Annotated in this window: 19 protein-coding genes; 16 read left to right on the top strand and 3 right to left on the bottom strand. The window is 45.0% G+C overall.

What is annotated here, in order from left to right:
* Positions 1–10 precede the first annotated feature (10 nt).
* Genes B5F53_RS15775 through aspS form a run of 5 tightly spaced genes read left to right on the top strand, consistent with a single transcriptional unit; the run spans position 11 to position 5,764 of the window.
* Positions 11–643, top strand: a complete 633-nt coding sequence (locus B5F53_RS15775) for an MBL fold metallo-hydrolase (RefSeq protein WP_087225293.1) — start codon at positions 11–13, stop codon at positions 641–643.
* Positions 636–2,135, top strand: a complete 1,500-nt coding sequence (gene hemZ / locus B5F53_RS15770; protein WP_242970348.1) for a coproporphyrinogen dehydrogenase HemZ — start codon at positions 636–638, stop codon at positions 2,133–2,135. The genes B5F53_RS15775 and hemZ overlap by 8 nt, the downstream gene beginning before the upstream one ends.
* Complete coding sequence (locus tag B5F53_RS15765; protein WP_087225290.1) at positions 2,126–2,674, top strand: HD-GYP domain-containing protein; 549 nt, start codon at positions 2,126–2,128, stop codon at positions 2,672–2,674. Before hemZ ends, B5F53_RS15765 begins: the two co-directional genes overlap by 10 nt.
* Before the next feature lie 11 nt (positions 2,675–2,685).
* Complete coding sequence (gene hisS / locus B5F53_RS15760; protein WP_087225287.1) at positions 2,686–3,945, top strand: histidine--tRNA ligase; 1,260 nt, start codon at positions 2,686–2,688, stop codon at positions 3,943–3,945.
* 25 nt (positions 3,946–3,970) lie between these two features.
* Positions 3,971–5,764, top strand: a complete 1,794-nt coding sequence (gene aspS / locus B5F53_RS15755) for an aspartate--tRNA ligase (protein ID WP_087225353.1) — start codon at positions 3,971–3,973, stop codon at positions 5,762–5,764.
* Between the two features lie 58 nt (positions 5,765–5,822).
* Here the strand turns inward: aspS and B5F53_RS15750 are convergent, their stop codons facing one another.
* Positions 5,823–6,947, bottom strand: coding sequence for a DUF5105 domain-containing protein (locus B5F53_RS15750; protein WP_087225284.1), 1,125 nt, complete (start codon positions 6,945–6,947; stop codon positions 5,823–5,825).
* A gap of 231 nt (positions 6,948–7,178) precedes the next feature.
* Here B5F53_RS15750 and B5F53_RS15745 point away from each other — a divergent pair, with 231 nt between their 5' ends.
* Genes B5F53_RS15745 through B5F53_RS15730 form a run of 4 tightly spaced genes read left to right on the top strand, consistent with a single transcriptional unit; the run spans position 7,179 to position 12,539 of the window.
* Positions 7,179–8,726, top strand: a complete 1,548-nt coding sequence (locus B5F53_RS15745) for an efflux RND transporter periplasmic adaptor subunit (protein WP_087225281.1) — start codon at positions 7,179–7,181, stop codon at positions 8,724–8,726.
* Positions 8,723–9,406 carry an ABC transporter ATP-binding protein gene (locus B5F53_RS15740; protein ID WP_087225278.1) on the top strand — a complete coding sequence of 228 codons (684 nt, stop codon included), beginning with the start codon at positions 8,723–8,725 and terminating at the stop codon, positions 9,404–9,406. Before B5F53_RS15745 ends, B5F53_RS15740 begins: the two co-directional genes overlap by 4 nt.
* Positions 9,403–11,274 carry a biotin/lipoyl-binding protein gene (locus tag B5F53_RS15735; RefSeq protein WP_087225275.1) on the top strand — a complete coding sequence of 624 codons (1,872 nt, stop codon included), beginning with the start codon at positions 9,403–9,405 and terminating at the stop codon, positions 11,272–11,274. The genes B5F53_RS15740 and B5F53_RS15735 overlap by 4 nt, the downstream gene beginning before the upstream one ends.
* Before the next feature lie 11 nt (positions 11,275–11,285).
* Positions 11,286–12,539: an ABC transporter permease gene (locus B5F53_RS15730; RefSeq protein WP_087225272.1), complete on the top strand. Its 1,254-nt coding sequence runs from the start codon at positions 11,286–11,288 to the stop codon at positions 12,537–12,539.
* Between the two features lie 60 nt (positions 12,540–12,599).
* Here B5F53_RS15730 and B5F53_RS15725 read toward each other — a convergent pair whose 3' ends face one another.
* Complete coding sequence (locus B5F53_RS15725) at positions 12,600–13,892, bottom strand: sensor histidine kinase (RefSeq protein WP_087225269.1); 1,293 nt, start codon at positions 13,890–13,892, stop codon at positions 12,600–12,602.
* A 151-nt stretch (positions 13,893–14,043) separates the two neighbouring features.
* Between B5F53_RS15725 and B5F53_RS15720 the strand changes: the two genes are divergently transcribed.
* Complete coding sequence (locus B5F53_RS15720; RefSeq protein WP_087225266.1) at positions 14,044–16,341, top strand: ABC transporter substrate-binding protein; 2,298 nt, start codon at positions 14,044–14,046, stop codon at positions 16,339–16,341.
* A 52-nt stretch (positions 16,342–16,393) separates the two neighbouring features.
* On the opposite strand, the gene B5F53_RS15715 is transcribed toward B5F53_RS15720, so the two are convergent.
* On the bottom strand, positions 16,394–17,074 hold the full coding sequence (locus tag B5F53_RS15715; RefSeq protein WP_087225262.1) for a response regulator transcription factor: 681 nt from the start codon (positions 17,072–17,074) through the stop codon (positions 16,394–16,396).
* A 144-nt stretch (positions 17,075–17,218) separates the two neighbouring features.
* Here B5F53_RS15715 and B5F53_RS15710 point away from each other — a divergent pair, with 144 nt between their 5' ends.
* The 6 genes from B5F53_RS15710 to ptsP all read left to right on the top strand — a co-directional run bounded on the left by B5F53_RS15710 (position 17,219) and on the right by ptsP (position 23,268).
* Complete coding sequence (locus B5F53_RS15710) at positions 17,219–18,064, top strand: carbohydrate ABC transporter permease (protein ID WP_087225259.1); 846 nt, start codon at positions 17,219–17,221, stop codon at positions 18,062–18,064.
* A gap of 6 nt (positions 18,065–18,070) precedes the next feature.
* Positions 18,071–18,925 carry a carbohydrate ABC transporter permease gene (locus B5F53_RS15705; RefSeq protein WP_087225257.1) on the top strand — a complete coding sequence of 285 codons (855 nt, stop codon included), beginning with the start codon at positions 18,071–18,073 and terminating at the stop codon, positions 18,923–18,925.
* Positions 18,926–18,939: 14 nt separating this feature from the next.
* Positions 18,940–20,298: an efflux RND transporter periplasmic adaptor subunit gene (locus B5F53_RS15700; RefSeq protein ID WP_140398259.1), complete on the top strand. Its 1,359-nt coding sequence runs from the start codon at positions 18,940–18,942 to the stop codon at positions 20,296–20,298.
* Positions 20,291–21,307, top strand: a complete 1,017-nt coding sequence (locus B5F53_RS15695; RefSeq protein ID WP_087225251.1) for a hypothetical protein — start codon at positions 20,291–20,293, stop codon at positions 21,305–21,307. Before B5F53_RS15700 ends, B5F53_RS15695 begins: the two co-directional genes overlap by 8 nt.
* A gap of 72 nt (positions 21,308–21,379) precedes the next feature.
* Positions 21,380–21,637 (top strand): HPr family phosphocarrier protein, encoded by a 258-nt coding sequence (locus B5F53_RS15690; RefSeq protein WP_087225248.1) that lies wholly within the window; start codon positions 21,380–21,382, stop codon positions 21,635–21,637.
* Positions 21,638–21,651: 14 nt separating this feature from the next.
* Positions 21,652–23,268 (top strand): phosphoenolpyruvate--protein phosphotransferase, encoded by a 1,617-nt coding sequence (gene ptsP / locus B5F53_RS15685; protein WP_087225245.1) that lies wholly within the window; start codon positions 21,652–21,654, stop codon positions 23,266–23,268.
* The last annotated feature ends 5 nt before the right edge of the window (positions 23,269–23,273 follow it).

The raw sequence follows: 23,273 nt of genomic DNA, 5'->3' as shown, positions 1-23,273 counted from the left end.
GGAGGAGAGCATGAATAAACTGGAAATGCAGCAATGTGTGCTGGGACCGGTATATACAAACTGTTATTTTTTAATGAATAAAGAAACAAAGGAACTGCTCATCGCAGATCCTGCCGACCAGCCGGATAAGATTGAAGCAGTCATTCAGAAAATGGGAGGAAAACCGGTGGGAATTCTTCTGACTCATGGCCATTACGATCACATTGAGGCAGTTGTCCCACTGAAAGAAAAATATCAGGTTACCGTCTATGCCTGTCAGAAGGAGGAAGAGGTTCTGGCAGATCCCATGAAGAATCTCACCGGATTTCATCCGGGAGGCCGGCTTTCCCTGAAAGCTGACCGTTGGCTAGAGGACCTGGAAGTGTTTGAAGCGGCCGGTTTTTCTATCCAGATGCTTCATACCCCGGGGCACACCCAGGGGAGCTGCTGCTATTATTTAAAAGAGGAAAACATTTTAATCAGCGGGGACACCCTGTTTTGCGGCTCTGTGGGAAGAACAGATCTTCCTACGGGAAGTACGTCTCAGATTATTCGGAGTCTGCATCGTCTGCTGGAGTCCCTGCCTGAGGATACCCAGGTGTATCCGGGACATGAATCCATGACTACAATAGGATACGAAAAGAGGTATAATCCCTTTGTGTAAAATAGGAATTGTATTAAATAACCGGGATTTTGAACATGATATTTATGCACTGGTAAAAGCGTTTTATCCCCAGGCGGAAATACGGTGTATGGAGGAAAATCAGAACCCGGAAGGAGAAACATTACTTCTATACGTAATGCAGTCGGATACCGGATTTTCTCTCTGCCTGAAAGAGGCAGGAGAAGACGGATACCGAAAAAGTGCAGGGCAATCCAATCATGGAGAAGAGATTGCCCTTATTTCTTGCCAGGATATAAGAGAACAGAGAAAACAGAGAAAAGATCAGATCAAAACCCTTTTATATCAGATCCTGAAAGAGAAAGAAAACAGAGAGCTGCCCTGGGGAACTCTGACGGGCATCCGTCCTGCAAAGCTGGTTATGGGAATGCTGGAAAAAGGTATGAAAAACACAGAGATTGCAGCTCATATGAGGGAGCATTATCTGGTCAGCCCGAAGAAAACGGCTCTAAGCATTACCATTGCCAACCGGGAAAAAGAAATTTTAAAAGAGATTAATTATGAGAACGGCTACAGTCTCTATGTGGGAATTCCCTTCTGCCCCAGCATCTGCCTGTACTGTTCGTTCAGCTCTAATCCTTTAAGCAGATGGGAAAAGCGGGTGGACGAATATCTGGACGCTCTGACAAAAGAAATCAGAGAAGTTTCGAAGATGACAAAGAGAAAAACTCTGGATACCATTTATATTGGAGGGGGAACACCTACCACGTTAAATCCCCGCCAGATTCGCCGGCTGCTCTCCTGCATCGAAGAGAACTTCCCCACAGAGACGGTCAGGGAATATACGGTGGAGGCCGGAAGACCGGACAGTATCACGGAGGAAAAGTTAAAGGCGCTGAAAGAATTTCCGGTTACCCGGATTTCCGTAAATCCTCAGACTATGAACCAGAGTACTCTGGATCTGATCGGAAGAAAGCATACAGTAGAACAGACGAAAGAGGCGTACTGGTTAGCCAGAAAGTGTGGATTTGATAATATCAACATGGACTTGATTGTGGGACTGCCCGGAGAAGATAAAGAAATGGTAAAACATACTCTGGATGAAATCCGCTTACTGGGACCGGACAGCTTAACGGTTCATTCCCTGGCAGTTAAGAGGGCTGCCCGTTTAAACATGTTCCGGGAGCAGTATCAGGAACTGACCTTTGAGAATACCCAGGAAATCATGGATATGACTATGGAATATGCCTATGAAATGGGCATGGGCCCCTATTATCTGTACCGTCAGAAAAATATGAAGGGGAATTTTGAAAATGTAGGGTACGCGGCAGTTGACAAAGCCGGAATTTACAATATACTAATTATGGAAGAAAAACAGCCCATCATCGCTCTGGGAGCCGGCGGTTCCAGTAAACTGGTATACGACGGAGGGCAGAGGATTGAGCGGGTGGAAAATGTAAAAGATATAAAAAATTACATGGAACGCATTGATGAGATGATTGCGCGCAAGGAGGCAGGAATTCAATGGCAGTAAGGGACAGACAAGGGATGCGGATTCTGGAGTTTGATTTATCTACGGAACTGAACCATGGGATCTGTGTCAGTAATCTGGCCTATGATGTGGGACAGGAATTGAAGCTGTCGCAGGAAGAATGTTATCAGCTTGCTATCGCCGGAATGCTTCACGATATAGGAAAGCTAAGGCTGACCGGCTATATAAACGGAGATGAACAGGATCCCCTTTTAATTGAAGAATTAAAATATGTCCGTATGCATTCCACCCTGGGATATGAGGAATTAAAGGAACAGGGATATTCGCAGTTTGTTTTGGACAGTGTTTTGTATCATCATGAAAATTATGACGGCAGCGGTTATCCGACGAATCTGGCAGGAGAAGAGATTCCCATCGGTGCCAGAGTCCTTCGGGTATGTGATGTGTTTTGTGCATTGACTTCCGACCGGCCGTACCGAAAAGCATTTGAGACAGAAACAGCGATAGAATTAATGATAGAAGAAGTGAAAAACTTTGATATGAAAGTATTTATAGCCTTTCAAAGAGCAGTACATAAATAAAGGAGGTCACTATGGCATTAAAGAAAAAACCAACAACAGGCATGAAAGATATTTTACCGAAGGAAATGGAAATCCGTAATTATGTGATGAACATGATTCGGGAAACCTATGGAACCTTTGGCTTTTCATCCATTGAGACGCCATGTGTGGAACATATAGAGAATCTGTGCAGCAAACAGGGCGGCGAAAATGAGAAACTGATTTTTAAAATTTTAAAAAGGGGAGAAAAGCTGAAGCTGGAAACAGCCAGAGAAGAAATGGATCTGGTAGACGGAGGGCTTCGTTACGATTTAACAGTGCCTCTTTCCAGATATTACGCCAACCATGCCAATGAACTTCCGGTTCCCTTTAAAGCTCTGCAGATGGGCAATGTATGGAGAGCGGATCGTCCCCAGAGAGGCCGTTTCCGTCAGTTTATGCAGTGTGATATAGATATTCTGGGAGAACCTACCTATCTGGCCGAGATCGAACTGATTCTGGCGACTACTACATTATTGGGAAAACTGGATTTCCATGATTTTACTATCCGTGTCAATGACAGGAAAATTTTAAAGGCTATGGCCCAGTACAGCGGATTTGCACCGGAGACTTTTGATACTGTCTTTATTATTCTGGACAAGATGGATAAAATCGGAATGGACGGAGTGGCTCAGGAACTGGAAAAAGAAGGATTTGCCCAGGAATCCATTAAGAAATATCTGGATTTATTCCAGAAAATTACCCACGATGTGGAAGGCGTCAGAACCTGTAAAGAAATTTTACAGGAAGTCCTGGATGGAAATACAGCCGAGGATTTATGCACCATTATGGAATGTGTAAACACGGCCAAAACGGCAGATTTTAAGATTGAATTTGATCCTACGCTGGTTCGGGGAATGTCTTATTATACAGGTCCGATTTTTGAAATCTCTATGGATGAATTCGGAGGAAGCGTCGGCGGAGGCGGACGCTACGATGAAATGATCGGTAAATTCACAGGCAACGACACCTGCGCCTGCGGTTTTTCCATCGGATTTGAGAGAATTGTTATGCTGCTTCTGGAGAGAGGCTACACCGTACCTTCCCAGGCAGGAAAGAAGGCATATTTAATCGAGAAAAACATGCCGAAAGAGAAACTTCTCACCATCCTGAACCAGGCAGAAGAAGAGAGAAAACAGGGGATTCAGGTGAATCTTTCAATTATGAAAAAGAATAAAAAATTCCAGAAAGAACAGCTTGTGAAAGAGGGCTATGAAGAGATTACGGAATTTTTTAAAGACAGAATGGAATAAACAGAGAAAGCAGAGGGAAAATGATATGGCTGAAAGTATGCAGGGACTGCACCGCTCACACCGGTGTGCAGAAGTAACAACAGAGATGGCCGGCGCCCGGGTGACACTGATGGGCTGGGTACAGAAAGCGAGAAATAAAGGCGGAATTGTGTTCGTGGATTTAAGGGACCGTTCCGGTATCATTCAGTTGATTTTTGAAAACGGAACCATTGATCCGGAAGGATTTGAAAAGGCCGGGAAACTGAGAAGTGAATTTGTCATTGCAGTCACCGGAACTGTGGAGAAAAGACAGGGAGCCGTGAATAAAAATCTGGCAACAGGGGAAATCGAAATCCGTGCAGAGTCTCTGAGAATTTTATCTGAGGCGGATGTTCCTCCTTTCCCCATTGAGGAAAATTCCAAAACTAAAGATGAAGTACGTTTAAAATACCGGTACCTGGATTTGAGAAGACCGGATCTGCAGAGAAACTTAATGCTTCGAAGCAAGGTAGCGATGCTGACCCGTCAGTTCTTTGAGAAAGAGGGATTTCTGGAGATTGAAACACCGATCCTTACCAAGAGTACACCGGAGGGAGCAAGAGATTATCTGGTACCCAGCCGTGTACATCCCGGAGAATTCTACGGACTGCCCCAGTCTCCTCAGATTTTAAAGCAGTTACTGATGTGCTCCGGATACGATCGTTATATCCAGATCGCCAAATGTTTCCGTGACGAGGATTTAAGGGCAGACCGCCAGCCGGAATTTACCCAGATCGACATGGAGCTGTCATTTGTTGACGTGGATGATGTTATTGATGTAAATGAAAGGTATCTGGCCTTCTTATTTAAAGAAGTTATGGACATTGAAGTGCCCCTTCCTATCCAGAGAATGAGCTGGCAGGAAGCCATGGATCGCTTTGGTTCAGACAAGCCGGATCTTCGGTTTGGCATGGAACTGAAAAACGTCAGCGATCTTGTGAAAGACTGCGGCTTCGGCGTCTTCACCACGGCTTTGGAAAACGGAGGAAGTGTAAGGGGAATTAATGTTTCCGGACAGGGAAGCATGCCCCGAAAGAAAATCGATAAATTAGTGGAATTTGCCAAAGGATACGGCGCCAAAGGTCTTGCTTATATTGCTCTGTCCGAAGACGGAAAGGTGAAGTCCTCTTTTGCCAAATTTATGAGCGAAGAAGAAATGCAGTCTCTGATTCAGGGAATGGATGGAAAGCCGGGAGATCTCCTTTTATTTGCGGCAGATAAAAACAAAGTGGTTTATGATGTACTGGGCGCTCTGCGTGTGGAACTGGCTAAACAGCTGGAACTGTTTGATAAAGATGAATTTAAGTTTGTCTGGATAACAGAATTCCCTCTATTAGAGTGGAGCGAAGAAGAGAACAGATATACGGCCATGCACCATCCGTTTACTATGCTGATGGAAGAAGACTTACCGCTTCTGGATACAGAGCCGGGAAAAGTCCGTGCCAAAGCCTATGACATCGTTTTAAATGGAAACGAGATTGGCGGAGGAAGTGTGAGAATCCATCAGAATGACATTCAGGAGAAAATGTTTGAGGCTCTTGGCTTTACAAAAGAAGCTGCCTATGAACAGTTCGGATTCCTGCTGAATGCATTTAAATACGGAGTTCCGCCTCATGCAGGACTGGCCTATGGACTGGATCGTCTGGTAATGCTTATGGCAAAGGCGGACAGTATCCGTGAAGTGATTGCTTTCCCGAAAGTAAAAGACGCCTCCTGTCTGATGACAGAAACACCAGGACCTGTAAGTGAAGCACAGCTGGAAGAACTGGGACTTCAGATAAAACCGAAACAGGAAAACTAAAAAAGGACATAGAAAAGCGGCCAAATCTCACAATTTCTGAGAGCGGCCGCTTTCTCTTTTATTCTTCTGATTCTTCTTCCGAATCCGTTTCTGCAGAAGCAGCGGAAGAAGATAATTTTCCGAATAAAGCTTCTTCTAAATTTTTGCCCATTTCCATTTTCCAGGAAACGCCGTCATTGTTCATAGGGATCGTAATCGTTGAGGTGCTGGAGGCGGTATTCTCTTCGATGCAGGTCAGCAGCAGCTGGTGAGATTTATCCAGCCGGCCCTCTTCCCCGTCAATAACTGCGTCTGCTGTGGCCAGGTATTCCTCAAACTGCCGGTTATAGCTGTCCATGATAGAATCGCTGTCAAAAGTGGTAATTTCAACGGTGACAGAAGCCTGATAACCATCATCGGAAACATCCTTTATTTTATAATCGAAATGTTTGTGCAGTTGTTTCACTAAAGCAGAGGCAATCTGGTTTTTCTGCGTATCTTCCGTATTCAGCAGGTTCTGCATTTTAAAATAACGGCTCATTTCCTCTTCAGACATTCCTTTAATGGTATCGAAATAAACGGTGACTGTGTCCTTCGGGCTTAAAATATCAGGATCGGCCAGGCAGCTGATCAGATTCCCCACCAGATTATTTTCCAGGGCAGAATCCTTCCGGATGATCCAGGTTTTATCTTCTGTTTTGCTCAGATGCATGGAACAGGTAGTTTCCACCTTCTCATAAGAATTGGACGTTAAAAGATCACGCAGTAACTGATAACGGTTATCCAGAGAAGAAACGGAATCCGTATCTTCACCGTGGGCGGTACTCATCATCTCTTCTTTTAAATAAACTTTTGCAAAGTCCGCAGCAAGGGAACGGGCGTCAATGGTGGTAAGCCGGATAACCGCGTCAGCAGTACGCGCCTTTTTATCTACCGTTACCTCCATAATTTTGTAATTAAAATCTTTGAAAAATAGATCAAACACATCTTTCATTTCCGAGGAAAGTGCAGCGTCCTCTCCGGATTGAGAAAACAGTTCCTCATAAGAGATATATTCCTCAAATGCGCCGGAATCCAAATCTTTCAGAAGATCCAATTCGTTTATAATAACTTCTTTAATTGCTTTTTCTTCCGGGCTGCTGCATCCGGCAAGTAAAAGAGTGAAAGCCAGCATAACCGGCAGCATATGTTTTACGATCTGCATACTGTTCTTCCTTTCCGCAATCTTGCACTTATTTTATCAGATAAGATTACAAATGTCAAAAATTCCTAATAAAGTGGGAGATGAGCCCTATTTTTTGTCGAAAATTGTAGTTTTTATGTAAAAATAGAAAGGAAAAACCTACAAATGGACAGGGTTCCTTTTTCGGGGAAAATCTGATATGATATACAGAATAAGAACTTATAGATGTATTTTTACATACAGGAGGGCAGTATGAAAAAACGTAATGCAATCGCAGGGGGGATTGTGGCAGGCGTTTGTCTGCTGGCAGGCCTGGGGTGGTTCTTTTTGAGAGGAAGAGGAGACTCCCAGGAAGAAACTGTCTATGTGACACAGATAAGCACGTTAATGGGGGAAGATCTGTCAGGCACATCCAACCGTTTTGCAGGTGTTGTAGAGCCCCAGAAAACGGTAGAGATAAAACTGGAAAGCAACCGGACAGTGAAAGAAGTTAAGGTAAAAGAAGGCCAGGAAGTCAAGGCCGGAGACGTACTTTTTGAATATGACGCCAGTACCAGCCAGGATTCTTTGGATGAGGCAAAACTGGCCCTGGAAAGACTGGAAAATGAAGCTTTAAGTCTGCAGGAGCAGATGAATACCTATGAAAAAGAAAAAGAAGAGGCTTCAGAGGAGCAGCAGCTTTCCTATACCATTCAGATTCAGACAGCAAAGATGAACCTGAAGAAAAATGAATATGATCAGAAGAGTAAGAAAGCAGAAATCGAGAAACTGGAAAAAGCAGCGGTAAATACCACAGTAACCAGTGAAATTGACGGCGTGGTAAAAAGTATTGACAGCAGTAAACTCTCCGATAATACCGCAGTGGCTGTGGACGGAGAACCTGTGGTAGACGACACGGCATCGGGAAGCAGCTCCGGAGGCGCTTTTATGACCATACTAAGTACTGGCGCCTACCAGGTAAAAGGAATGGTAAATGAGCAGAATATCCGCTCCATTGTACAGGGAGAACCGGTGCTGATTCGTTCCAGAGTAGATGAAAGCCAGATCTGGAACGGAACCATGGGGACGGTAGATATGGAAAGCACCCAGGATGGCTCCGGGTCTGCTGCTTATGCAGGGTTTGATGCTTCTTCCTCAGAGGCACAGCAGACTTCTACCAGCTATCCCTTCTATGTAGAACTGAAAAATTCCGAAGGGCTGATGCTGGGACAGCATGTTTATATTGAGATGGACAATGGCCAGACTGCAGCCAGAGAAGGCGTATGGCTGGATGAATATTATATTGTAAATCCTCAGGAAGAGCCCTATGTCTGGGCGGCCGCTGAAGATGGCAGCCTGGAGAAAAGAGAGATTGCCGTAGGAGAATATGATGAACAATTAGGCAAATATCAGGTACAGGAAGGGCTGGATAAGAAAGACTGGATTGCCTTTCCCACACAGGATCTGAAAGAGGGAATGGAAGTTACAAAAAGTGATAAGGAAGTGATTCCGGAAGAAGATCCACAGGAAGATGCAGGAACCGTCTCAGAAGAGATTCAGGACGAGACTCAGGAAGAAACGGTTGCTCCGGATCCTGCAGAGGGAGAAACTGATGAAACACAGGATGCAGTTGTGGATGAGGAAATGGGTTCACCTGACAGCAGGAACAGCAGTACCGGCGGGGGAGATGTCAGTGACTCTTCCGGCGGCTCTGTGATTATGGATGACGAGATGCTGGAGGATATTCCACAGGATGTGATTGTGGATCCCCAGATGCAGGATATGGAGGCTCCGGACAGTAATGTGGAGGTGTCGCCGTGATATTGGAATTAAATGGAATCTGTAAAGAATACAATCAGGGAAAGATAACCGTTCCGGCTCTTCAGAATGTGAACTTTTCCATGGAAGAGGGAGAATATGTGGCAGTTATGGGGCCTTCCGGCTCAGGGAAAACTACGCTGATGAATCTTATCGGCTGTCTGGATAAACCCACCCGGGGCGAATTCTTCCTGGACGGTCAGGATATTTCCAAATGTACAGAAAATGAAATGTCAGACATTCGTTTAAAGAAGATAGGCTTTGTATTTCAGAGCTTTCATCTGCTTCCCCGGCAGACCGCGCTTCAGAATGTGGAAATGCCTTTAAACTATGCGAAAATTCCCAGAAGAGAGAGACGGGAGAGGGCGTTTCGTGCCTTAGAGCGGGTAGGGCTTGCGGAGCGTGTGGATTTCAGACCCAATCAGCTCTCCGGAGGACAGATGCAGAGAGTAGCGATTGCCAGAGCTATGGTCAATAATCCGAAGCTGCTTCTGGCAGACGAACCTACAGGGGCTTTGGATACGAAATCCGGACATCAGGTAATGGAACTGTTTCAGAAATTAAACGAAGAAGGAGTTTCCGTGCTGATGATTACCCACGATCCGGAAATTGCGTCCTTTGCAAAAAGAACCGTGACAATCCGGGACGGACGGCTAAGTGAGAAAGAGGTGAGCCGTGTATGACAAAAGGAAAGAAAATTCTGGCAGGGGGGATTGCGGCAGTACTTATCTGCGCAGGAAGCGCAGGAGCGCTTATATTTGCAAAAAAGGCAAATGTACAGGAAATTCTGGTGGTGCCTGTTGAGAGTATCTATTCGGAAAGTTATCAGGCCACATCTTCCCTGAGCGGAACAATTACCACCAGTGTATCCCAGAACGTAAAACTGGATGATGAGGCAATTATACAGGAAGTTTATGTAAAAAAAGGCGATCGGGTGAAAAAGGGAGACAAGCTTCTGACTTTGGATATGACCTTAAAAGAGCTGGAACTGGACATTGCAAAACTGACCAAAGAAAGTCAGGAGCTGCAGTTGAAAAAAGCAGAAGACAGACTGGAAAGCCTGAAAAACGGAGGATCCATTGAGGAGGAGACCAATATTCAGATTACGCCGGATCCCACGGAAAATACGTCTTCCGGAACCGATCAGGAGGAGAAGACAGACGGAGAAATGTCTGCGACGGCTCAGAGAACAAAAGCTCAGAGGGCAGTCTCTATGAGCTATCAGGGAACCAAAAGGAGTATGATCTTCCTTTCCGGACAGAATCTGGTGGAGGAAGACGGGGAAAGTATCGGCGAAGAGGAAACGGCTTTGGAACCAGAAGATGAGGATTCTTCCCAGATAGAAGAAATTCCGGAAGATATAGTTTTTTACTCTGCTCTGGATTATGACAGTCAGCCTTATTCGGGAGAAGGGACCAGAGAAGATCCCTTTGTGTTTTTATGCAGCCGGAAAGAAAAAGAAGTGATTATAAAAGGATCTTTTTTCAATAAAATGGCAGGATTTGACGCCCAGGGGCAGACCGTGGAAAACCAGGGAGGATACTGGTTCTGTCTCGGATTTTTTGACCGGGATCAGGTGGGAGAAGAAGAAGATATGCTTTTGTCAGAAACATTTAAAGGCAGTTCTTTCCCACTGCAGGATCCGGAAAAAGTAAACCGTTTCTCCATTGAAGGGATGCAGTTTGAGAAGCAGGAAGACGAGGAGGAAGATTCACAAGAGGACGATACATTAACCGTGGATCCCGATATAGACTCAGAAGATGGTTATGTAGATGAGGAAGAACCGCAGGAAGAGACGGATACAGGTTCCTCCGTCTCCAGGGAAGAAGCCATCGAGCAGCAGCAGACCACCATAGACGGACTAAAGCTGGATATAAAGGAAAGTGAAATTAAGATTTCCAAACTGGAAAAAGAAGTGGCGAAAAAAACAATTACCAGCACCATTGACGGCACAGTAAAAAACGTGGGCGATCCGGATACCGGAAGTTATTCCGGAAACGGATTCATTACCATTGACAGTGACGAAGGCTATTACGTGCAGGGAACCGTCAGCGAGCTGCAGCGGGATCTGCTGCAGCCGGGACAGACCATAAGCGGAATTGCATATGAAAGCGGAAACGTTTTTGCCGCAGTGATTGATGAAGTATCCGACTATCCGGTGGCATCTCAGTCATACTATAATACGGGAAATACCAATGTATCCTATTATTCCTTCCTGGCGGAAATTCCGGATACCAGCGTGCAGTTAAAAGTACAGGAATATGTAAATCTGACGGTGGACGCTGCTATGGAAAACGCAGACGGCAGCATTCAAATCGCTAAAGCGTTTGTGATAACAGAAGACGGACAGGATTATGTTTATAAAGACGCAGACGGAGTCCTGAAGAAAGTGCCGGTGACGGTGGGGACCAGTCAGGACGGGGGCTACAGCGTATCGGTCAGCGGAGATTTGACATTGGAAGATAAGCTGGCATTTCCTTATGGAAAAGGTGTAAAAGAGGGGGCAAAGACGAAAGAAGGAAGTATTGATGATCTGTATGGAATTTACTAGGAGGGAAAAACATGTTAGAAAATATTAGGCTTTCTTTTCAGGGGATTTGGTCCCATAAAATGCGCTCCTTTCTGACCATGCTGGGAATCATTATAGGAATCGCTTCCATTATCTCCATCGTTTCTACCATTAAAGGAACCAGCGAACAGATTAAAGAGAACCTGATCGGAGCCGGAAATAACACGATTACCGTCAGCCTGTACGACGGAGACTCGGCCTATGACGCAGAGTATTCAGGCAGCCAGTCTCAGGCACCGATTCTGACCACCCAACAAAAAGAAGAAATAAGAGAAATGGAACAGGTGGAAAACGCCTCGTTTTATTACAGCAGAACCTATGCGGAAAGTATTTACTACGGAGAAGCCGGTCTGGACGGCGGTCAGGTATACGGGATTGACGAGAATTATCTGGATACCTGCGGTTATCAGATGAAAGAGGGACGGGCCTTTGTAGACAAGGACTATGAAGAATACAGGAAGGTGGCCATTCTGGATGAAAGCGCCGGCGAAACTTTATTTAAAAAAGCCAGCCCTGTGGGGAAGACCATTGAAATAAAAGGAGAACCCTTTGTGGTTGTTGGGGTTATTACTCAGACGGAAACATTCGTGCCGACGATTAACACCATTGATGATTATTATACATATTTTCAGCAGTCTACGGGAAAGGTGTTAATACCAAGTGCAGACTGGCCGATCGTCTATAAATATGACGAGCCGCAAAATGCGGCCGTTAAAGCATCATCCACAGAGGCTATGAGCACGGTGGGCAAACAGACGGCCGATATTTTAAACGAAGCGATTACGGATTCGGATTCCAAGATGAAATACAAGGCAGAAGACATTCTGGAGAAAGCCAAAAACCTTCAGGAGCTCAGTGAAAGTACCAGCCGCCAGTTAATCTGGATTGCAAGCATCTCTCTGTTAGTTGGAGGTATTGGAGTAATGAACATTATGCTGGTATCTGTAACAGAAAGAACCAGTGAAATCGGTCTGAAAAAAGCGATTGGAGCCAGAAAGAAATCGATTCTGATTCAATTTCTTACTGAGGCGGCAGTATTAACCAGCATTGGCGGTATCCTGGGCGTGGTATCCGGAATCGTATTATCCCAGATCGTATCCCGGGTTTCGGAGACACCCACGGCCATCAGCATTCCGGCTATTGTGGCGGCAGTGTTATTTTCTATGGGGATCGGAATTGTCTTCGGACTGCTTCCTTCCATTAAAGCAGCAAACCTAAACCCCATAGACGCACTGCGAAGCGAATAAAGAAACTTAGGTAAAAGGAAACGCTGCATAGTTTTCCCTTTGGAAAACAGCAGCGTTTTTTTATTCATAACGGGAGTTTAATTTCAGCAGGAAACAGGCGCCGCCTTCGGGAGAGTCAGTAAGTGTAATTTCACCTTTGTGAAGTTTCATAATCTCACTGGCAATACTAAGTCCCAGACCGAAATGAGATTTTTCATGGCGGGAGGAATCTCCCCGGTAAAAACGCCGGAAGACGTGTTCCCTGTGTTCGGCAGAAATGCCGGGTCCATCGTCAGAGACGGAAATAAGATAAGCAGGAGCCTGATAAATAAGGCCTATCTGCACATGACCGCCTGCAGGCACATAGGAGAGGGCATTATCCAGAAGAATGGATAAAACCTGCAGAATCCGTACAGAATCCATACTGCAGGGCGGTAGAATCTCGTCGGGCAGACGGATGGAAAAATGAAGTTTCTTTTCCCTCATTAAAGGTTCATACTTTTCGTAAGTGTCTAAAAGAAGAGTGTCTACTTCCGTTTCTTCCAGGTGGATGCTCCAGGAATGGCTGTCGGCATTGGCCAGCGCCAGCATGTCCTCAATCAGCCGGGACATCCTGAGCCCTTCCTGTTCTATGGAAGAGAGAAAGGCCTGCTGTTTTTCCTTATTATCCGCCTTTTTCAGCGCAGAAAGATCCGAGAGGATAACTGTCAGAGGAGAGCGCAGCTCATGGGAAGCGGAGGAAATGAATGCCGCCTGCTGCCTCCGGTTTTTCTCAATGGGAGAAAGCAGCTTTTTGGTAAAGAACCAGGAAAAAACAGTCAGCAGAAAAATCCCCAGAAGATCAGCGCCCACAAATCCGATTCTCTGAACGAGGATTTGCTGCTTTAAGCCGGTCATGGGTTCCAGGGCAACAACGCTTAAAAAACCATGGTCTTTGGGAATCCGGGCAGCACATGCGTAATAGGATGTTCCTTCGTCATCTTTGATTTGAAAGTCGGTTTTCTGCATAATCGAAGAAGTTCCTTCACTGTCAATATCCAGACCGTAAGTATCCCTGGCTGTCTGCGCTGTTTTTTCAAAGAGGTCCTGCAGAGAAGTATTTTGTCTCTGGTAAAAGAGCTCCCGGTTATTGTCTTTAATCCGTATGAAAAGGCGGGCGTTTTGTTCTGTTTCCAGAAACCACTGGTAAGTAAGGACATTCTGACTTTCGATGTGTGTAATAGCCGCATTCATATTATTCAAAAAGGCGATGTAGTGATTCTGCTTCATGCCCTTTTCGGAAATCAGCAGACAGATGATACTCATAAATATAAGAATCAGACTTGCAATAGAAGCAAAAAAGAATGTGAACCGTATATGTAATTTATGAAACATAAGAATACCTCTGTAAATGTAATATCGCTTTATTATAACATTGATTTCTCTAAAAAATCTCTAAAAAATCTCTGGAAATTTTAGAGGCAAATTAGAGAAAACCGTGATAAGGTCTTTTTTATCGAAACTGATATAAAAGGAGGACTACAAATTGCTGAAAAAAGGCAGAGGAAGTAAAATCACAGCAGTGTTTCTGTGTGTATTTCTGATTGCATCCTGCTTCAATGGATGTAAAAAGGAAGAAGAAAGCAAAAATCAGGACAGTCAGACGGTTATGGGCCGGTATTTAGAGGAAGAAACAGCCATGCCGGAGGGATATACTGATTTTGTGACTATGGCGGTCCAGGAAGACGGCAGTCTGCTGGCCTGTTTCTCAGACAGCAGTTACCAGATGGCGCTGTTTCGTTCCGCAGACGGGGGAGAAAGCTGGGAAAAAGAGGAGGAATTAAGCGATGCTTTTTCGTTGACGGAAAACATGACGGTATCCATGTTAAAAATATCATCCAGGGGAGAATTCTACGCACAGGTGATGGACTATTCCAAGGTGGATGCTCAGGGAAACGGTGAAGTCCTGATGAAAAATTATTATAAGGATCCGGGAGGGAACATCAGGGAAATAGATTTAAGTAAAATGGGAATTGCAGAAGATACCCAGGGACAATTGACCGGAGCGCAGTTTGCAGACGAAGGAAAAATTATATTAAGCGATATAGAGAGTCTGTATCTGTGGGATTTACAAAAAGAAGAGGTTCTGCAGACTTTTGAGTCTCTGAAGGCTGTTACATTCGCCGTTGCGGGCAGGACTTTGATTATTACTACAGCGGAGGACGTGCTGTTTTATAACTGGGAGACCGGAAAACCGGAAACGTCAGATGAGACATTAAAAAATAAAATCAGAGAAAAGGAAAGCAATTATCAGATGACCAGTTTCACCGGAAAGCCGACTCTGATGCTTCCCGGAGAACAGGAAGAAGAAATTTTCTACCTGGATGACGGCGGAATTTATTATCATAGCATGGGCGGAAATATGATGGAGCAGATTGTGGATGGAAAACTGAATTCCATCAGTTCACCGTCCGTTACGTTTTTGTGTATGGACAGAACCCCGGATGGGGAATTTTACCTGGGAGTGGGAGATGAAAGCAGCGGAACGGGTAAACTGTTAAAATATGTGTGGTCGGAAGATACCCCTTCAGTTCCGGAAACCCAGTTAAAAGCCTACGCTCTTTATGAAAATCCGGAAATTCAGCAGGTTATCGCCCTTTTCCAGAAAGCACACCCGGATATTTATGTAGAGTTAGAGGTGGGAATTGAGGAAAATTCTTCCGTTACAGTGACAGATGCTCTGAAGAATTTAAATACAGAAATTATGGCAGAAAAGGGACCGGATATTCTCTTTATGGACGGGATTTCCAGCGAATCCTATATTAGTAAAGGGATGTTAGAGGATCTGGGAGATATTATGAAAGAAGTGGATGAATCGGAAGGATTGCTGCCGAATATCAAAGATGCTTACACCCGGGAGGATGGAAGTATTTATACCATGCCGGCCCGGTTTGGAATTGGGCTGGTACAGGGAGCAGAAGAAGATGTAAAGGCGGCTGCCGATCTGAAAAGTCTGGCAGATTTACTGGAAAAACTGAAAAGCGAAAGCCCCGGTCAGAAAGTTATCGGCTATCTGCCTATGGAGACACTGGTGGATAAAATGGCAGATGTATGTGAACCTGCCTGGAAGAAAGAGGACGGGACTGTGAAAGAAGAAGCCATTACAGAATTTCTTACCCAGATTACCCGGATTTACCAGGTGATGGAAGAAGAGGAGCAGGAGGTTTCCGGATTCGGCGGGTCGATGGATCGGTATCTGATGGGAATCGGCGGAGACATTCTTCTGGTTTATGGAGGAGAGACCCTCTTTAATATGGGAACCTTATATTCTGCAGATGTATTCCGGGAACTGGTATCTGCGATCGATCAAAAAGAAGGGCAGGCATACGGACAGTGGAAGGGGCAGACTCAGGATTCCTTTGTTCCCTGTATGCTCACAGCCGTAAACAGCAAATCAAAGGAAAAGGACGCCTGCGTAAGCTTTGTAAAATATCTGTTTTCTGACGAAGCCCAGAGGATCAGCCAGGGAGGAGGACTTCCGGTGAACAGGGAAGTCTATGAAGATACCGCCTACTGGCAGCCGGAAGGAGAGGAAGGCTTAACTATCGGAACCAGCAGCTCAGATGGAAGCATGAACATTTACTTAGATGTAAACAATCTGTCTCAGGATGACATCCGTAAGATTCAGGAACTGGGAGAGTCTCTGAAACAGCCGTCAGAACTGGATCCGGTAATTACTGAAGCAGTATCGGATGAGGCGCAAAAATGTGCAGAAGGAAAACAGACGCCGGAAGAAGGCGCGAAGGCAGTTCTGCAGAAAGTGAACTTATACCTGGCAGAGTAATCTGCCGCAGAAGAAAAAGAGGCAATGATCTTTTCCGGATCATTGCCCCTTTTTAATTCTGATAAACTTCCAGTACATATCCTACCCCGCGGACGGTTTTCAGGGAGAGGGTGCTCTCCGTGTAAAGCAGCCGCTTTCTTAAAAAATGAATATAATTATCCAGGTTTCCGTCTTCCACGTCGGTATCAGGACCCCACACTCTTAAAAGAAGAGTGGAGCGGGGGAGGGTCTGACCGGGATTGTGAAGAAAGAATTCCAGCAGAGCCCCTTCTCGCTTAGAGAGAGTGCATTGCTTTTTAGGACCCTGCAGTTTTTTCTGAAGGGGATCGTAAGCTACGTTTCCAAGGCGCAGTATCCTGCTTGTGGTAATAGAAGGGGGACGGCGGAAAATACAGCGGATTCTTGCCAACAGCTCTTCAAAGGCAAAGGGCTTAACAATATAATCATCGGCTCCGCAGTCCAGACCCTGTACCCTGTCCTGAAGTTCTCCAAGGGCCGTCAGAAGAATGACCGGAATGGCATTCCCGGACTTTCTGAGTTTTTCCAGAACGGTCATCCCATCCATATGGGGCAGCATCCGATCCAGTAAAATCAGATCGCAAAGCTGCTGGGATGCCAGATACAGCCCTTCTTCTCCGTCATGGCACACTTCCACTGAAAAGTCTTCCGCTTCCAGCTGAAACTTTAAAGAAGCACATAAATTCACGTCATCTTCAATAATTAATATTTTCATTGTCTGTTCGCTCCTCAAAATAATATCTATTATAGCATATCCTGTCTATCTCTAAAAAACCTCTAAAAGAACGAGGGAATACTTAGAGAAAATTTAGAGGTTCCCGTGCTATGCTGAAAAGCAAAAGAGGAGGATAACAGGAATATGAATATGCGAAAACAGGCGCCGGGAATTCTCTTTATACTTCCAAGTTTTCTGGGGGTCTTTATTTTTGTACTGCTTCCTTTTCTGGATGTAGTACGGCGCTCTTTTACAGAAACATTCAGCGGAAAATTTATCGGACTGAAGAATTATGCAGATATATTTCACAATACGGCATTCCGGCTTGCGGCATTCAATACCCTGCGCTTTCTGGGGCTGTGTATCCCTCTGCTCCTTCTGTTATCTCTCTTTCTGGCGCTGCTTTTACACCGGAAAGGAACCCGGGGACAAGGGATAAAAAGCATCTTTTTGCTTCCGATGGCCATACCGGTTGCATCGGTGGTACTGCTGTGGAAAATTTTCTTTCAGTCCCAGGGACTGATAAATGGTATGCTGCATCTGCTGGGAATCTCCCAGGTAAACTGGATGAATACGAAAGCTGCTTTCTGGGTTCTGGTTATCAGCTATATCTGGAGAAACTTAGGTTATGATGTGGTTTTGTGGACTGCCGGACTGGCTTCAATTCCTGAAACCCTGTATGAGGCGGCTAAGGTTGACGGAGCCGGCAGCTGGCAGTGCTTCTGGAAAATAACAGTACCTAATCTGCTGCCTTCGGTGTTTACCATTGTAGTGCTGTCCGTTTTAAATGCTTTTAAAGTATTCCGGGAAGCCTATCTGGTGGCAGGGGACTATCCCCATGAAAGCATGTATCTGCTGCAGCATTTATTTAATAACTGGTACCGGGATTTATCCGTGGACAAGATGGCCGCTGCGGCCGTGGTAAATTCCGTAATTATCTTCATTTTAATTCTGTTTTTAAAACGGATCTGGGATACAAAGGAGGAATAAGGACAGATGAAGAAAAAAAGAGTTTCCGCAGTTACAGGAAGCATTCTGGGATTTTTAGCGTTTTTGACTGTTTTACCGGCAGCATTACTGTTTATCGGCTCCTTTACCGGCGATGGGGAATTAGGGGAAATGCTGCGGCCGGTTCTGCAGGAGGGGCAGGAAGGGTTTGTGCAGTGGCGGCTGGTACCCCTTTATCCCACACTGAAACAATATGTTGAGCTTCTGGTAGATTCTCCGTCTTTTTTTACTATGTTCTGGAACTCTGTAAAATTAACAGGTGCAATTATCATCGGTCAGCTTCTGGTGGGTGTGCCGGCCGCCTGGGGATTTTCCCAATACCGTTTTTGGGGAAAAAGGGTTTTGTTCCTGATGTATGTGGCGCTGATGATGATGCCTTTTCAGGTTCTGATGCTTTCCGATTATCTTTTACTGGATTATCTGAACCTTCTGGATACCCATCTGGGGCTGATTTTGCCTGCAGTGTTTTCCACATTTCCGGTTTTTATCATGTACCGCTTTTTCACCGGCATACCAAAAGCACTGATAGAGGCTGCCAGACTGGACGGGGCAGGGCATCTGGAGATATTTTTTAAAATTGCGCTTCCCCTTGGTTCCCCGGGGATTTTATCCGCTGTGGTACTGGGGTTTCTGGAATACTGGAATTTCATTGAGCAGCCCATGGCTTTCCTGAAAACCAAATCTCTGTGGCCGTTTTCCCTGTTTCTTCCTCAGATCGGATTTGATAATGCGGGGCTGGCCTTTGCGGCCTCCGTGGTTGTTATGATACCGGCTCTTTTCGTTTTTGCAGCCGGACAGAATTATCTGGAGCAGGGGATCGTTTCTATGGGAATTAAGGAATAGATATGGAGGAACTTATGGAGCGGAAAAAAATGACTGGATTATTAGGAATCTTTTTTCTTTTTATGGCAGGATTTACTGTTCTGTCCCATGCTGCCGATTCCTTCGGTATTGCCCGGGTATCGGTAAAGACTATGGAAAATCAGGTGATTACCCACCAGGTAAAGGGAACCGGAAAAACGGAAGGACTAAAAGAAGAAGCGATTTTCGTGGAGGAAGAACAGAAGGTGGAAAAGGTATGGGTCCGGGAAGGGCAGAAGGTGACGAAGGGAGAACTGCTGATCCAATTGGATTTGAATACCTTAGAGGAGACCATTTCCAGGCAGGAAAGAGAAAAAAAGAAACTGCAGGCAGCCATAGAGGCGGCCGCAGAAAATGCGGAAACCGAGAAAAAAAAGCAGGAACTGGCCTACGAAAGAGCGCAGGAAGACTACCAACAGGCGGTGGAAAACGGAGAAATCGATCTGGCAAATGCACAGCAGGAAGTGGATCTTGCCTATGAAAAACTGAATAACTTTTATGCAGAGGAAGAGGCGGCACTGGAAGAACAGGAGGGACAGGATCCCCAGACCCAGGAGGATGCTCTGCTGGAAGAGATAAGAACGAAAGAAGAGGCCTATAATCAGGCAGTGGAAAAAAGAAATCAGGAGGTACAGGAGGCCCAGAGAGCCATGGAAGACGCCCAGCTTCCCATAACCCGGGACAGTACCATAGAAACCAGCCGGCAGGACTTGCAGCAGGTGGAAGAGAAACTGGAAAAGCTGCAGGTTCTCAAACAGAAAAAAGGAAAGATCACTTCTCCGGCAGAGGGAGTAATCTGTGGGCTGAATGTAAAGACAGGAGGCGTCACTGCTTTGGAAGCGGCAGTGTCTCTGGCTGTTTCAGAAGGAGGCGTTCAGTTTATAATGCAGATAAAGGAAGAGGACAGAAAATATGTGGAGCCGGGTCAGGAGGCGGTGATTGAGGCGGATAACGGTGAGCGGGAAGTGGCAGGATGTAAAGTGAAACAGATCCGGGAAAATAAAGAGGATCCTGCTTTATTTGACGTTTATCTGGAGGTCCCGGCAAAAGAAATGGAGATTTCCGAGACAGGAGAGGCAGTGATACAAAAAGAATCCCAGGCGTACCAGACCTGTATTCCTCTTTCAGCCTTAAATGAAGAACAGGGAAGGTATTTTGTCTATGTGGCAGAAGAGGAAGAATCTGTAATGGGAAAAGAGATGGTGGTTAGAAAAGTGAATGTAACTGTAATTGAAAAAAACGAGTCCTATGCAGCCCTCACAGAGGGCGCGCTGACTTCGGATCAGAAGATAATTGTGAATTCCAATAAAGAGATACAGGAAGGAAGCAGGGTGAGGATACAGGAAAATGAATAAAAAAAGATATGGAATTTCTTTCCTGTGGCTTCTGGCATCTCTGTTGTTTTACTTTTTTGCTGTTCTTTTGTATCCTCTGGCAGATGAGGGGAATGCTATTTACCGGGGGACGCTGACTTCCCGTTTTCCCCTCCGAAAAGAGGCTGCCTCTGTCTGGGAAACGGAAAAAGAGGAGGAAGAACCAAGAGATTTCTGCTTTTGGAGCAGTGTGGGAATAGAAAGTTATCAGAATGAAAATAATGGTAGAAGCACAGAAGCGAAAACCATTGCCTGCTTTGGAAATATGACCTGTTATTACTGGCAGGCTTCCGGACTGGATATAACAGACAGAAAAGGCTGTCTCATTGACGCGCAGACGGCTCTTGCTCTGTTTGGAACCAGAGAGGCGGCCGGTCAGGAGATTACCAGGGAATTCACAAAGGAAGGAAAATCAGAGACAAAAACATATATAATCCGTAAAGTACTGGATATAGAGGAACAGACAGTACTTTTTCAGGAGGAAGAGGAGACGTTTCCCTTTACCATGATCAATCTGCGGATTCCCGAATCAGAATCGGCGGATACCTATGCACAGCAGTTTTTTATCACTTACGGATTTTCTGTAAGATCCATAAACAACGGGTGGAAGCAATTGGCAGGAGCTCTCGGCCTTTTACTCTTCCCTGCTTTCCTGATCATTCAGGCAGCAGCGTATGCCAAAGGAAAGAAGGAAATTTTGGTATACTGGAAATGGGGATATACGGCGGCTTTGGCTGTAATGGCCGCAATTTGTATCTGGGTTCTTACCGACACGCTGTCTTTGCCCGCTGACTGGATTCCCACCAGGTGGTCGGATTTCTCATTTTTTGAAGAAAAAATCGCCCAGTGGAGGAGAAGTTTTGAACTGTCTTTGGGCATTTCTTCAGAACCCGGGGCGCTTCAGAGAGGAATTTGCAGCATTCAGATGATAATTTACAGCGGATTGGCCCTGTTTTCTTTAAAAAAGTCCGTGATTTTATCAAAAAAATAAATAATTTTTTGGAAATCCATTGTGGATTATGATATAATAGGAACACGCAAAATATTTTAGGAGGGATTTAAAATGGTAACATTCAAATACGTGATTAAGGATGAACTTGGAATTCATGCAAGACCGGCAGGTTTGCTGGTGAAAGAAGCAGGAAAACTGGGCAGCAAGATTACAATTGAAAAAGGCGGAAAGAAAGGCGACGCTAAAAAAATCTTCGGTCTGATGGGACTTGGAGTAAAACAGAACGATGAAATCACCGTTACCGTAGAAGGTGATACAGAAGAGGCTGACGCCGACGTTATCAAAACATTCCTTGAGAACAATCTGTAAAAGGCGGGAGAGAAATGGAAGTATTACAGGGTAAAGCAGTTTTTTCAGGAATCGCCATTGGTAAAATTTCTATCCTGAAAAAAGAAGAATCTGATATTAAAAGAAAGCATGTAGAAAATACGGCGACAGAGATTGCCAGATTGGAAAATGCGAAAACAAAAGGAATCGCTCAGCTTCAGAAACTGTATGATAAAGCGGTACAGGAAGTCGGAGAATCAGGAGCGGCAATTTTTGAAGTTCATCAGATGATGATGGATGACGATGATTATATGGATTCCATAAAAAATATCATTGAGACAGAGGCAGTCAATGCAGAATATGCAGTTGCTACCACAGGAGATAACTTTGCTGCTATGTTTTCCAGCATGGATGACGATTATATGAAAGCAAGGGCAGCCGATGTAAAAGACATTTCCGATCGGCTGGTACGTATACTTTCCGGAACAGATAATGAGGATATGGACTCTGATGATCCGGTAATTGTGGTTGCAGAAGACCTGGCACCAAGTGAAACGGTGCAGATGGATAAGAGTAAAGTCCTTGCTTTTGTAACACGTCTGGGTTCTTCCAATTCCCATACTGCCATTTTGGCAAGAACTATGAACATTCCGGCGCTGATTAATATTGAATTTACCAACAGCATGAACGGAAAGACAGCCATTGTAGACGGAAAAAACGGCACATTCCTTGTGGAACCGGATGAAGAAACTCTGGAAAAATATAAAAAACTCAAAGAGGAAGAGCTTCATCAGGCTGAAATGTTAAGAAGCATGAAAGGAAAGGAAACCGTCACAAAAGGCGGCCGTCCTATTAAGCTTTATGCGAACATTGGCGGTATGTCGGACGTAGCGTCAGTTCTTCAGAATGATGCAGGAGGAATCGGTCTTTTCCGAAGTGAATTTATTTATCTGGAAAAGGACAATTATCCTACAGAAGAAGAGCAGTTCCAGATTTATAAGACCGTAGCTCAGAATATGGCGGGCAAGAAGGTGATTATCCGTACTCTGGACATCGGCGCAGATAAACAGATTGATTATTTCAATATGGATCACGAAGAAAATCCGGCGATGGGTTATCGTGCAATCCGTATCTGTCTGGACAGGCCGGAAATATTTAAAACTCAGCTTCGCGCACTCTTCCGTGCAAGTATGTATGGCAATATTGCCATTATGTATCCGATGATTATTTCTGTAAAAGAAGTACTTCAGATCAAAGAAATTGTTAAGGAAGTACAGGCAGAGCTGACCGAGCAGGGAATTCCTTTCAAGGCAGACATTGAGCAGGGAGTTATGATTGAGACTCCGGCATCTGTAATTATCAGTGATCTCCTGGCGAAAGAAGTGGATTTCTTCAGTATCGGAACCAATGATCTGACTCAGTATACACTGGCAATTGACCGTCAGAATGCGAAACTGGATAATATTTATGATTCTCATCATGAAGCTATCCTGCGTATGATTCAGATGGTAGTTGATAACGCACATAAAGAAGGAATCTGGGCAGGTATCTGCGGAGAATTGGGAGCAGACACAAGTCTGACAGAGAAATTCGTACAAATGGGTGTTGACGAATTATCTGTATCCCCGACCTTCATCCTTCCAATCCGAAAGATCATTCGTGACATGGATTAATTATT

This window comes from Blautia sp. An249 (assembly GCF_002159835.1).
GTDB lineage: Bacteria > Bacillota > Clostridia > Lachnospirales > Lachnospiraceae > Blautia_A > Blautia_A avistercoris.
The sequence above is the reverse complement of the archived record's forward strand: the minus strand, read 5'-3'. Positions and strand labels throughout refer to the sequence as shown.